12 protein-coding genes and 1 other annotated feature are annotated in these 11,662 nt (G+C 45.0%); of the genes, 5 read left to right on the forward strand and 7 right to left on the reverse strand.

Annotation, left to right across the window (positions count from 1 at the left end):
- The first annotated feature begins 19 nt into the window (after positions 1–19).
- The 3 genes from lsrK (at position 20) to RZO55_RS11460 (ending at position 2,911) form a co-directional block, all read left to right on the forward strand.
- Positions 20–1,585 carry an autoinducer-2 kinase gene (lsrK, locus tag RZO55_RS11450; protein ID WP_318064414.1) on the forward strand — a complete coding sequence of 522 codons (1,566 nt, stop codon included), beginning with the start codon at positions 20–22 and terminating at the stop codon, positions 1,583–1,585.
- A gap of 26 nt (positions 1,586–1,611) precedes the next feature.
- On the forward strand, positions 1,612–1,962 hold the full coding sequence (locus tag RZO55_RS11455; RefSeq protein WP_318064415.1) for a cupin domain-containing protein: 351 nt from the start codon (positions 1,612–1,614) through the stop codon (positions 1,960–1,962).
- Positions 1,963–2,041: 79 nt separating this feature from the next.
- Positions 2,042–2,911 (forward strand): helix-turn-helix domain-containing protein, encoded by an 870-nt coding sequence (locus RZO55_RS11460; RefSeq protein WP_318064416.1) that lies wholly within the window; start codon positions 2,042–2,044, stop codon positions 2,909–2,911.
- A 73-nt stretch (positions 2,912–2,984) separates the two neighbouring features.
- Here the strand turns inward: RZO55_RS11460 and RZO55_RS11465 are convergent, their stop codons facing one another.
- The 7 genes from RZO55_RS11465 to proC form a co-directional block, all read right to left on the reverse strand.
- Positions 2,985–3,893, reverse strand: a complete 909-nt coding sequence (locus RZO55_RS11465; RefSeq protein ID WP_318064417.1) for an AEC family transporter — start codon at positions 3,891–3,893, stop codon at positions 2,985–2,987.
- A gap of 5 nt (positions 3,894–3,898) precedes the next feature.
- The gene (locus RZO55_RS11470) at positions 3,899–5,122 is read right to left on the reverse strand and encodes an NAD(P)-dependent oxidoreductase (protein ID WP_318064418.1); all 1,224 of its coding nucleotides are present in this window, start codon (positions 5,120–5,122) and stop codon (positions 3,899–3,901) included.
- Between the two features lie 223 nt (positions 5,123–5,345).
- Positions 5,346–5,870, reverse strand: coding sequence for an adenine phosphoribosyltransferase (locus RZO55_RS11475; RefSeq protein ID WP_318064419.1), 525 nt, complete (start codon positions 5,868–5,870; stop codon positions 5,346–5,348).
- Between the two features lie 113 nt (positions 5,871–5,983).
- Entirely contained in the window at positions 5,984–6,871 is an 888-nt protein-coding gene (locus RZO55_RS11480; RefSeq protein ID WP_318064420.1) for a site-specific tyrosine recombinase, read from the reverse strand.
- Positions 6,872–7,090: 219 nt separating this feature from the next.
- Positions 7,091–7,693, reverse strand: a complete 603-nt coding sequence (locus tag RZO55_RS11485) for a stage II sporulation protein M (RefSeq protein WP_318064421.1) — start codon at positions 7,691–7,693, stop codon at positions 7,091–7,093.
- Positions 7,694–7,751: 58 nt separating this feature from the next.
- A complete protein-coding gene (locus tag RZO55_RS11490; RefSeq protein ID WP_318064422.1) occupies positions 7,752–8,300 on the reverse strand; it encodes an NUDIX hydrolase in 549 nt (182 codons plus the stop codon).
- Between the two features lie 25 nt (positions 8,301–8,325).
- Positions 8,326–9,120, reverse strand: a complete 795-nt coding sequence (gene proC / locus RZO55_RS11495) for a pyrroline-5-carboxylate reductase (protein ID WP_318064423.1) — start codon at positions 9,118–9,120, stop codon at positions 8,326–8,328.
- Positions 9,121–9,262: 142 nt separating this feature from the next.
- Positions 9,263–9,527, forward strand: a binding site (T-box leader).
- A gap of 75 nt (positions 9,528–9,602) precedes the next feature.
- On the opposite strand from proC, the gene RZO55_RS11500 reads away from it, so the two are divergent.
- Together RZO55_RS11500 and RZO55_RS11505 are read left to right on the forward strand one after the other, a co-directional pair.
- Positions 9,603–11,084, forward strand: coding sequence for an anthranilate synthase component I family protein (locus tag RZO55_RS11500; RefSeq protein ID WP_318064424.1), 1,482 nt, complete (start codon positions 9,603–9,605; stop codon positions 11,082–11,084).
- Positions 11,084–11,653, forward strand: coding sequence for an anthranilate synthase component II (locus tag RZO55_RS11505; RefSeq protein ID WP_318064425.1), 570 nt, complete (start codon positions 11,084–11,086; stop codon positions 11,651–11,653). The genes RZO55_RS11500 and RZO55_RS11505 overlap by 1 nt, the downstream gene beginning before the upstream one ends.
- The last annotated feature ends 9 nt before the right edge of the window (positions 11,654–11,662 follow it).

Raw genomic sequence — 11,662 nt, forward strand, 5'->3', positions numbered from 1 at the left:
ACAAAATGGAGGTATCTGCATGTCATCAAATTATCTTTTAGCTATTGACGCTGGAACTGGAAGTGTACGTGCTGTATTGTTTGATCAAAAAGGACAACAGATTGCCTGTGTTCAGGAGGAATGGGAACACAGAGAGAATCCACTCTATCCTGGAAGCATGGATTTTGACTGGGTACATAACTGGGAACTTGCCTGTGCCTGTATTTCCCGGGTCTTAATCGACAGCGCTGTAAATCCCCGGGAAATTGCCGCAATATCCACCACCTGCATGAGAGAAGGCATTGTTCTCTATAATAAAGAGGGCAACGAACTCTGGGCCTGTGCCAACGTCGACGCAAGAAGCAATGATGAAGTAGAACAGCTGATCCTCCATGATCCCGGACTGGAACGTCTTTTATACCAGGAATCCGGGCAGTCTTTCGCTTTAGACGCTGTTCCACGACTACTCTGGGTAAAGAATAAGCTGCCGGAAATCTACGAAAAAACCGCTTACTTAGGAATGTTTAATGACTGGCTTTGCTATAAATTAACTGGTATTCTTGCTGTTGAGCCAAGTAACGGTTCCACCTCCGGACTGTTTAACTTAAAATCCCGGACATGGGATCCTTTCATCAACCAAAGATGCGGCTTACGGACCGATTTGTTTCCTCCTGTAAAAGAATGCGGTACTGTGATTGGAAAAACCATTTCCGGACTGGAGCAGTCTGCCGGACTTCCTGCGGGAATTCCCGTCGTAGCAGGAGGCGGGGATGCTCAGCTTGGCTGTATCGGGGTAGGAGTTGTAAATTCAGGAGATGCCGCAGTATTTGGCGGAAGCTTCTGGCAGTATGAATACAATACGGACACTCCTGTTATGGACCCTGACTGCAGGGTCCGGATCAACTGTCATGCCATTCCCTCTCTCTGGCAGTACGAAGCGCTGGCATTTAAGCCAGGTCTGGTAATGCGCTGGTTCAGGGACAGCTTCTGTCTTGCAGAAAAAGAAGCTGCGTCCAGATCCGGCAGATCAGTTTATGATCTGATGAATGAAAAAGCCGAAAAAATACCGCCAGGGTGTTACGGCATGATGTGTGCATTTTCGGATATCATGAATTTTATCAACTGGAAGCATGCAGCTCCTACCTTCTCTAATTTTGAACTTGATTCTGATAAATTTAATCACTACACCTTTTACCGGGCAATCCTGGAAAACACGGCTTTCATTACAAAAGGGCATTTAGAACTTGTAAAAAGCACCACCGGACATTTTCCAAAAGAAATTACTTTTGCAGGAGGATCAGCAAACAGCCGTCTCTGGGCACAGATTTTATCTGATGTTCTGGGAATTCCTGTTAACATTCCGAAAGTGAAGGAAGCCACCGCCTTAGGCGCTGCAATTCTTGCAGGCTATGGTATTGGTTTGTATCAGGACATAAATCAGGCAGCGAAAAATCTTGTTATCATAGAGCAACGCCTGACACCAGATATGGAAAACAACAGAATCTACGAGAAAATTTATGAAACGTGGAAAGATTTTTATCGCACGCAGCTGACACTTTGCGACCGTAAGATTACCAAAAATATGTGGATTGCACCAGGCCTGTAAAGAGACGTGAAAAGGAGAAATCAAATATGTATATAATAAATGAATCTGAAAAAGAATACCGCTTCGGAGACAGCGGACCCAAATATTTGATGAAAGGTCCACGAATGAATTTTGCAGTGGTACAGTTTCTGCCCGGCGAGGATTTCACCGCGCATTACCACAATGTAATGGAAGAGAACTTTTTTATCCTGGAAGGAGAGATAAAGATTGTTGTAGACGGAGTAACCTACCACTTAAAACAGGGAGATTTCATACATATTGAACCTACAGAAACCCATTACTGCTTCAATCCGTTTCAGACCAGCGTGAAAATGATTTCCACTCTTGCACCTTATCAGGAGTCGGATAAAGTGGAGCTGAAAGATTATACGTTTTAATATAAAAACACCTCAGCAAAAATAGTCGAGAAACAATTCCCTCTGGGAGGTAGAATAAATATCGTAAGGTGGTGAAAAGATGGAAGAACAATTGGAAGCTGTCCAACGGATGCAGGATTATATCACGGATCATTTATCAGAGGATATCACACTGGCCGCTCTGGCAAATGTATCTTATTTTTCCCCGTGGTATTCCTATCGCCTTTTTTTACAGCATACGAATTTAACGCCTGCCAGCTACATCCGGCGATTAAGACTTTCCATATCTGCAATTAAGTTAAGGGATGAGTCCTGCAGAATTATTGATACAGCGTTAGAACTGGGATTCGGAAGTGTTGACGGCTATCAGCGGGCATTCCTTCGGGAATTCGGCTGTAATCCCAAAGACTATGCGAAAAAACCGGTTCCTCTCTATCTGTTTACCCCATACGGTGTTAAATATCGAGCCTTAAGAAGGGAGAAGCAAATGGAAACTGTGAAGACGATCTTTATTCAGGAAATAGAAAAGCCAAAACGGAAGGTATTAATCAAAAGAGGTATTAAGGCAGCCGATTATTTTGCCTATTGTGAGGAGGTGGGATGTGATGTATGGGGACTTTTGCAGAGTATTAAATCCATAAGCGGCGAACCGGTCTGCCTTTGGCTTCCTAAATCCTATATCACTCCCGGAACTTCTGAGTATGTACAGGGAGTGGAAGTACCGGCAGATTATGACGGCATGATTCCAGACGGCATAGATGTAATTGAACTTCCCGCCGCAAGATATCTTATATTTAAAGGGGAACCTTTTGATGAAGAGGATTACTGCCAGGCGATTAAAGAAGTTCAGGAAGCCGTTAAAAAATATGACCCCTCTGTCATCGGCGCACAGTGGGATTTATCAAACCCCCACATTCAGTTAGAGCCTATCGGCAAAAGGGGCTACATGGAACTATGGCCCATTAAATAATTGTAATAAGACTATTTATAGAGCAACGGCACCTTCTTCCAAAAAAGAAGGTGCCGTTTTATCATTTATTAAATCACAGTACCAGGCACCACAAAGGAATGGTGACAAGGGACAAGAGGGTTGTCACTACCACGCATTTAGTGGCAAAGATATAGTCTCCGTCGTATTTTGCTGCCAGTATGGCTGTGGTGCTTCCTGCCGGCATTCCGGTCAGCAGCACCGATACTCCGGATATCAGCGGACTTACAGGAAACAGGCGGCAGAAGATAAAAACAAGAAAAGGGATAAAAAACAGACGGATCAATGTATATTTCACAATCCCTTTATCAAATATACTTCCTGCTTTCACCTCTGCAAGAATGGTTCCGATTAACACCATGGAAACAGTTGTGGTACAGCTGCCCACATTTCGAATGGTATTTTCTAAAAACACCGGCATTGACAGCTGGGTAATCATAAAAAACAAACCGATATATACTGCAACGATGCAAGGGTGGGTAAGAACCTTTTTCACAACCGTCTTCCTGTCCGGACTTTCCGTAAAATAAGACACTCCTGCGGACCACATAACAATTCTCTGGGGAACAAGAAAGATAGACGCATACATCAGTCCCTCAGCCCCGTAGATCCCCTCGGCAATCGGATTTCCCATAAACCCTGCGTTAGAGCAGACAGTTCCGTACTGAAGCACTTTCTTTCGCCGTTCCGGCTCTTTTATATAAAAGGTATTTGCGATGATCAGGCAGCCAAACTGAATCAGCGAGGCTATTAACAGTATGACTGCGAACCCCTTTAAAATATCCATATTAAATTCAATGAGAAAGGAACTTATTATGTTGCATGGCAGGATGAGATCAATAACCAGATCTGTCAGCACCTGTTTTGCACTGTCCGGAAGGATTCCCAGTTTCCGTAAAACCACTCCGCACGCAACCAGCAAAAAAAGCATACCCTGCAGGTTTAATAAACTGCTATTTATCATATTTATCACTCTTCTTTTGATTTCATATATTCATCCATGGCTTCTGCTACTGTCTTTGAGTAAGCCACGGCCTCCACGACCGTTCTGGCACCAAGCACCACATCCCCCGATGCGAAGATACCGGGAATAGTCGTCTGTCCCCTGTCATCCGTCATAAGAAGACCGTTCTGGCTGGCTTTTAAGCCTTCGGTTGTATTAACAAGCTTGCTCTTTGGACCCTGGCTGACAGAAATTATGGTGGAGTCTGCAAAAATCTGAACCCGTTCTTCCTTAAGTCCTGCCGGTCTCCCTTCTTCATCATGGAGAACTTTCGTAAAGACTGGGCCATCATCCGTAATTTCCACGATCTGCATACCAAATTGGAAGTCCGCACCATCAAGTCTGGCATAGGCCATTTCATGTTCACTGGCAGTGCCTGACATGCCTCTGGCATAAAGAGTCACCTTTCTGGCACCGTGGCGAATGGCTGTCCTGGCTACATCCATGGCGGAATTGCCCATTCCAATGATAGCTATGGTTTCTCCCAGATGATAGGCGTCAGGATTTGCCAGATAATCGATGGCATAATGGACATTGCCCAGGGATTCCCCTTTGACTCCCAGCGTTTTTGGTCTCCATACACCGGTTCCGATAAAGATACTCTGATAGCCATCACGGATTAAGTCCTTAATTTCCAGTGCCGTTCCAATCGCAGTATTAGGACGTATCTTCACTCCAATCTCCAGAAGCTTTTTCTTATATCGTTCCAATATAGATTTCGGAAGACGGAATTCCGGAATTCCGTACTGTAAAACACCACCCACCTTATCTCTTGCATCAAAAATTGTTACGCTGTAGCCCTTCTTTGTCAGCAGGATTGCAATGGTAATGCCGGCCGGGCCTGCACCAATCACCGCTACCTTCTTTCCATTTTTCGGCATACATTCAATCTTCAACTGGTCAAATACAGTATCGGAAATATAGTTCTCAATACTGCTGATATGAACCGGCTGTCCTTTCTTTCCCAGTATGCAGTGCCCTTCGCACTGCTTTTCGTGATTGCAGACCAGGGAGCAAACCAGAGACAGGGGATTATTTTCAAAGACCATCTCTCCTGCTTTGTTTAAGTTTCCCTCTTTGAACGCCTGAATCATCTGGGGAATTGCTGTTTGTATGGGGCAGCCCTGCATACATAAGGGTTTTTTGCAGTTCAGGCATCTGTTTGCTTCGTCAATAACGTGTACAGCCATAATTTATTTTCCTTTCTTTCGTGATCTCTATCATTCTTTCCGGTACCATTGTTTTTATGTTGCACATTGTATACAATTCAATGTGTTGAACTCATTCTATCACACTCAAAATCAGAAAAGCAATAGGTTGTATGGAGATTTTGATTGAAAAAAAGAGAATCCAAAGCCTTTGTTCCCCCGTAAAAGCGGGTAGCAAAAAACCTTAAATTCTCTTATAACGTGATTATTTACCCTCGTACGTAATCATAGCTTCCACATCATATCCCGTCAGTCTGTCTCTGCCTTTTAATCCCGCAAGCTCCATGATAAAGCAGATTTTAACCACTTCACCGCCAAGCTCTTCCACCAGCTTAATGATGGCTTCAATGGTTCCTCCGGTTGCAATCAGGTCATCAATGATAACTACCTTCTGTCCTGGTCTAATGGAGTCCTTATGGATCTCTACGGTTGCTTTGCCATACTCCAGTTCGTAATCAGCAGAAAGAACTTCTCGCGGAAGCTTTCCCTTCTTACGGACAGGTATAAAGCCCTTGTGTTCTGCATAGGCTACCGGCACACCAAAAATAAAGCCTCTGGACTCAGGCCCTATTACAGAATCATATTCCACTCCTTTTAACATCTGACGAATTCCGTCCACAGCGATGGAAAGTCCGTCCGGGTCTTCCAGAATGGTAGTCACATCACGGAATACAATTCCTGCCTCCGGAAAATCCGGAATGCTTGTGACATAATCTTCTAATTTCTTCATCTTTTATCCCTCATAATCATAAATTTTCCTGCAGCTTATCACGCCGACTTACCTATTATAGCGCAAAGAGTCTTTACAGGCAAATATTGTTTTATATTCTTATTATATTCCGTCTAGCTTCTTGGGTGCGCACCGGCATAGGTACGGCGTACCGTCTCCTTCTGGGCATAATTCATATACATCTGCGTCGTAGCCATATCAGAATGTCCAAGCATAGCCTGTACCGCGTGAATATCCGCGCCGTTGCGCAGCAGATGGGCGGCAAATGAATGTCTTAATGTATGAGGGGTAATATCGGACTGAATGCCAGCCTTATCTCCATAAAACTTAATGATCTTCCAGAATCCCTGGCGGCTCATGGGTTTCCCGCTGCAGTTCGTAAACAGCCACTCTGATTCCTGTCCCTTTAAAAGAGCATGTCTGCCCCGTTCCATATAAGCAGATAAAGCCAGCTTTGACACCTTTCCAAAAGGTATCATCCGCTCCTTATGCTCGTCCCTGCATGTAATATAGCCCACAGTCAGATTCACATCATTGCTGGTCAGATGAATCAGCTCTGATACCCGAATCCCCGTCGCATACAAAAGCTCCAGCATGGCACGGTCTCTCAGTTCTTTGGGAGAATCCCCGCTTGGCTGGCTTAAGAGGCAGTTCACCTCATCTACAGTCAATATGGTAGGCGCCTTCTTTTCAACCTTAGGAGCCTTTAATAGCTCAGCCGGATCTTTGGAAATCAATCCTTCTCTGCACTCATAATGGAAAAATGCTTTCATGGAAGCCAGGCAGCGTGAAATGGTAGTGGTAGCCCTGCCTTCTTTTTCCAGAAACAGAATATAGGAATTCAGACTGGTCTTCGTCACCTTGTCCACTTCCTTAATTCCCTGCTGCCCTAAAAAAGAAGCCATCTGAATTAAATCTCTCTGGTATGACACCTCAGTGTTTTTTGATGTTTTTTTGATATCTCTTAAATAAATTATAAAATGATTAATTTCGGCTACCATTTCAATATCCCCTGACCTTCCGGTTTCAAAAAATGCCCTAAAATAAGGCTTCTTCCTAACATTATATAGACTATTTTCGATAAAATCAAACACATTTTTTTAGCAAAAAAAGCACTTAACATAATATATACCAGATATTGGTGGCATGCTCCCAAATTTCGCAAGATATGGTAACTTTCGGTAAATCATTTTACTTTATTTTTTTTTAGATTTCCCTGTTTACAGGACGTATTTTACGAAAATGGGATTAATCCAGGTTTCCAGGGCACTTCCCGCTACGGAAAAAAGCAGGATGAAAATAAGAGCAGCTGAACGAAATCGTTTTCCCTTCTGCACTCCCCAATACAGGATAAGTACCCATAGCGGCAGATAGCAGAGCCACTGCGGCATCACTGTCATAAAGAAAAAGGGAAGCCCCATCAGACCCTTTTGTACGGTGATGACAGACATGACAAATCCCATGGAAAATCCAAGCCCTGCCGTAAGAAGGCAATATAAAATAACGGCATACGCAGTCATGCCTATGAGCCAGGCTATAAAAATCTCAATCAGTCTCTGCCTTAAGACTGCTGCAAAAAGCCCGATACTCTCCTGTCCGCTGACACTTCTGCTTCTGTCTAACAGCCCTAAATAGTAAACGGCTTCATTCTCAAATGAAGAGTACCAGAAATTCGCAATTACAGTTCCGGCCATCAGTCCGATAAAAAAGCAGACCAGATAACGGTCATCTGCCCTGATTCCCGTTGATACAGGAATATAACGGCTGCTTCCTGCAGCTCTCCTCTTTAGTATGGATCTTAATCGCAGCATATAACCAGCCATAAAAATCCCCCTACAGGTCTTGTCATAATTTATGCCTGCAGAGGGTCTGTTTATTCCCTTAATTTACACAGTACTTTCTGGCATATGCCAAAATCGCTGCAATGGTCTTTCCATCGGTAATCTCACCCTGATAGATCTTTTCCTCTAAATCCTTTACTGCCCATTCCTCCACTTCGATATACTCATCCTCATCTAAGTTCTGTCTGGAAGGCTCTAAATCCCGTGCCACAAAAATATCAATCACTTCATCACAGAATGCAACCGTGGTATTAACCCTGATCAGAAATTCCATCTTCTGTTTTTCTGTTTTATAGCCGGTCTCCTCTTCTAACTCCCTGTGTGCACAGTCAAGCTTTGGTTCCTCAGGAGAATCAAGCGCTCCCGCCGGGACCTCCAGAGTATACCTGTCCAATGCATTGCGGTACTGCCTGACCATAAGGAGGTTTCCATCTTTTGTAACCGGAACAACAGCTGCTGCCCCTTTATGATGAATGAAATCCCAGTGCGCCAGATGCCCGTTTGCATCCACTGTGTCTTCGTAAATCTTTAAAATGCTCCCCTCATATTTTAAGATTCTATCCAATCGTTTTACCGGTATCTGATCCATATCGCATCTCCTTTCGGCCTTTGTCCTACAGTTTCTCACATTTCTTATAACAGGCATCAGAGGCCTTAATGACCGCATTGCGGAACCCGTATTCCTCTAAAGCAGAAACTCCGACAATCGTGGTTCCTCCCGGAGAGCAGACCTTATCCTTCAGTGCTCCGGGATGCTCTCCTGTTTCCAGCACCATTCTGGCACTTCCTGCCACTGCCTGTGCTGCCATCTCATAGGCTGCCTCCCGCGGAAGACCATATTTTACGGCGCTGTCAGCCAGAGCCTCAATAAACATATAGACATAAGCAGGAGAGCTGCCGCTGACACAGACCACTGCATTCATCAGACGCTCTTCCACTATCCTCATCTTGCCCAGGGAACTGAAAATTCCGGCAATGGCAGTTTTCTCTTCCTCTGTGAAAGCTTTTTCTTCATAGCAGACTCCGGTCATGCCTTCGCCCAGCAGCGCAGGGGTATTGGGCATGGCACGAACCACTCTTTTCCCCTCTCCCAGCTTTTCCTGTAACTGGTCGGTGGTGATTCCGGGCGCAATGGATATCATAACATTCTTCTCTGTTACCAGATCCCGAAGCTGCGCCAAAACCGGATCCATATACTGGGGCTTTACCGCCAGAACGATATATTTTGCAAGACCTGCACATTCGCAGTTGGATTCCACCCAGTCAATCCCCAGTTCTTCTGATACTTCCCTGCAGCGGTCTTTATTTACATCAGTAAAGACTATGTCCTCTTTCTCATATTGTTTCAGCAAACCTTTTGCAATTGCATATCCCATATTTCCGATTCCAATGATTCCTATTTTCGCCATCTGATATCCTCCTGCTTTTTTACTGCTATCGATTAGCACCATTCTAACACCATTTTATCAAATGTCAATGACGTGGAAATTAAATTTTAAATTACGTATTGACATTTTCTTTTTGATCTCATATACTGTAGCAAAGCAAAGTAATAAACTGTTGAGCAGGAGTAAGTAAGATCTCTTCATCATGCACAGAGAGCTTCCGGTTGGTGAAAGGAAGCGTTGATGTCTGGTCTGAATGGACCTGCGAGGGCGGCTTGAAACCGGTGTTCGTCTCCGGTAGTAGATGCCGACGGGTTTCCTATCCGTTATCAAGGGGAGGCACATGTTGGTGTGTTATAAGCGGGAGAAGTCTATCTTCTCCAATCAGGGTGGTACCGCGGAACGAGTCACTACAAGCTTCCGTCCCTCTTATCCATAGAACTATGGAAGAGGGACGGGAGCTTTTTTTATTACAAAAATTTTTATTCAGGAAAGGAGCCAGTATTATGACTATCACACCGGATTGCAGGGAGATTGAAGCGCTTGGCGCTTCCTACCCTGTCATACCAGTCTGCAGGGAAATTTTCGCAGACATTGTAACCCCAATCACTCTGCTGAGAAAAATCGGGGCATTAAGCAGAAAACACTTTCTGTTAGAAAGCATCGAGGGCGGCGAAACCTGGGGACGCTACTCTTTTCTTGGCTATGACCCTGTCCTGAAAGTCAGCTGCCAGGACCATGTGGTCACCATACGCCGTTATGACAGCATCACAGGAACCGGGCAGGATGAGGTTTTCAGATCGGATACTCCCTTTGAGGTTCTCCGGGAACTGTTAAAGGAATACCGTTCCCCGAAGATTCCCGGACTTCCGCCCTTTACGGGAGGCTTTGTCGGCTATTTCGCTTACAGCATGATTGGTTATGCAGAACCTGTACTGTCCATAAAAAAGGGAGACTGCAGCGACTTTGATCTGATGCTGTTTGACACAGTGATTGCTTATGATCATCTGAAGCAGAAAATAAGCATCGTGGTAAATATGAAGACCGACCGGATTATGGAAAATTATGGAGCCGCCTGTGCAAGACTGGAAAATATCGCACGGATGATCGGGGAAAATACTCCCCTGAAACAATCAGCCGTACAGAGCAGACCAGATTTTCTATGCAATGTTTCCAAAGAGGAATACTGCCAAATGGTGGAAAAAGCAAAGGAATACATTGTGGACGGAGACATTTTTCAGGCTGTCTTATCCAGACAGTTTAAAAGTGAATATCACGACAGCCTCTTAAATGCTTACCGGGTGCTGCGGACCACCAACCCTTCCCCCTACATGGTCTATCTCCACATGGATGAGACAGAGATTATCAGCACTTCTCCTGAGACTTTAGTCCGTCTCAAGGATGGCCGACTGACTACCTTCCCTGTAGCCGGTTCCAGACCCCGGGGATGCAGTGAGGAGGAAGACAGACAGCTGGAAGAAGAGCTTCTTGCCGATGAAAAGGAGCTGTCCGAGCACAACATGCTTGTGGATTTAGGACGGAATGACTTAGGGAAAACAGCAAAGTTTTCCACCGTGGAGGTCACCGGATATAAGATGATCCACCGGTTTTCCAGGATTATGCACATCTGTTCCCAGGTTGAGGCAGACATAAGACCAGACTGTGACGGACTCTCCGCAATCGAAGCGGTACTTCCTGCAGGCACTCTCTCCGGTGCACCGAAGATCCGCGCCTGTGAGATTATCGAGGAACTGGAACGGGAACCACGAGGTATCTACGGAGGTGCGCTGGGTTACATTGATTTCACCGGAAACATGGATACCTGCATTGCCATACGAATGGCTGTAAAGAAAAATGGAACGGTAACCGTTCAGGCAGGCGGAGGGATTGTGGCTGACAGTGTTCCTGAGCTGGAATATGAAGAATCGGGAAACAAAGCAAAGGCTGTCATCCATGCAATTGAAACGGCCGGGGAGGTGAATGACTGATGATACTGCTGATTGATAATTATGACAGCTTTTCCTATAATCTGGTTCAGCTGTTTGGTTCCCTTGAACCGGATATTAAAGTCATAAGAAATGATGAACTGACTGTGGAGGAAATCCGTCTATTATATCCAGCCCACATCGTACTCTCTCCAGGTCCGGGATATCCAAAGGATGCCGGTGTATGCGAGGCTGTGGTAAAGGAGCTTGCCGGAACCGTTCCAATTCTTGGTGTCTGTCTGGGGCACCAGGGTATCTGTGAGGTTTACGGGGCAGCTATCACCCACGCAAAAAAACTGATGCACGGAAAACAGAGCCTGATTGACATTGATACTACAGATCCCATTTTTAAGGGACTTCCAGATAAAATACCTGCTGCCAGATACCATTCCCTGATAGCCGAAAAGGACTCCCTTCCTGACTGCCTGTCAGTGATCGGTACCGACTCAATCGGCGAGATCATGGCAGTGAAACATAAAGAGTACGCGGTCTACGGACTGCAGTTTCACCCGGAATCCATACTTACACCAGATGGAATGAAAATATTAAAAAATTTTATGACCATTATATAAAGGAGGCAA

The organism is Clostridium boliviensis (genome assembly GCF_033342255.1).
GTDB lineage: Bacteria > Bacillota > Clostridia > Lachnospirales > Lachnospiraceae > Lacrimispora > Lacrimispora boliviensis.

What these genes read in the sequence shown, in the direction of transcription:
- RZO55_RS11500 (WP_318064424.1), top strand. Translation starts at nt 9,603, where the DNA reads ATGACTATCACACCGGATTGCAGGGAGATTGAAGCGCTTGGCGCTTCC.
- lsrK (WP_318064414.1), top strand. Translation starts at nt 20, where the DNA reads ATGTCATCAAATTATCTTTTAGCTATTGACGCTGGAACTGGAAGTGTA.
- RZO55_RS11475 (WP_318064419.1), bottom strand. Translation starts at nt 5,870, where the DNA reads ATGAAGAAATTAGAAGATTATGTCACAAGCATTCCGGATTTTCCGGAG.
- RZO55_RS11490 (WP_318064422.1), bottom strand. Translation starts at nt 8,300, where the DNA reads ATGGATCAGATACCGGTAAAACGATTGGATAGAATCTTAAAATATGAG.
- RZO55_RS11470 (WP_318064418.1), bottom strand. Translation starts at nt 5,122, where the DNA reads ATGGCTGTACACGTTATTGACGAAGCAAACAGATGCCTGAACTGCAAA.
- RZO55_RS11465 (WP_318064417.1), bottom strand. Translation starts at nt 3,893, where the DNA reads ATGATAAATAGCAGTTTATTAAACCTGCAGGGTATGCTTTTTTTGCTG.
- RZO55_RS11460 (WP_318064416.1), top strand. Translation starts at nt 2,042, where the DNA reads ATGGAAGAACAATTGGAAGCTGTCCAACGGATGCAGGATTATATCACG.
- proC (WP_318064423.1), bottom strand. Translation starts at nt 9,120, where the DNA reads ATGGCGAAAATAGGAATCATTGGAATCGGAAATATGGGATATGCAATT.
- RZO55_RS11455 (WP_318064415.1), top strand. Translation starts at nt 1,612, where the DNA reads ATGTATATAATAAATGAATCTGAAAAAGAATACCGCTTCGGAGACAGC.
- RZO55_RS11505 (WP_318064425.1), top strand. Translation starts at nt 11,084, where the DNA reads ATGATACTGCTGATTGATAATTATGACAGCTTTTCCTATAATCTGGTT.
- RZO55_RS11485 (WP_318064421.1), bottom strand. Translation starts at nt 7,693, where the DNA reads ATGGCTGGTTATATGCTGCGATTAAGATCCATACTAAAGAGGAGAGCT.
- RZO55_RS11480 (WP_318064420.1), bottom strand. Translation starts at nt 6,871, where the DNA reads ATGGTAGCCGAAATTAATCATTTTATAATTTATTTAAGAGATATCAAA.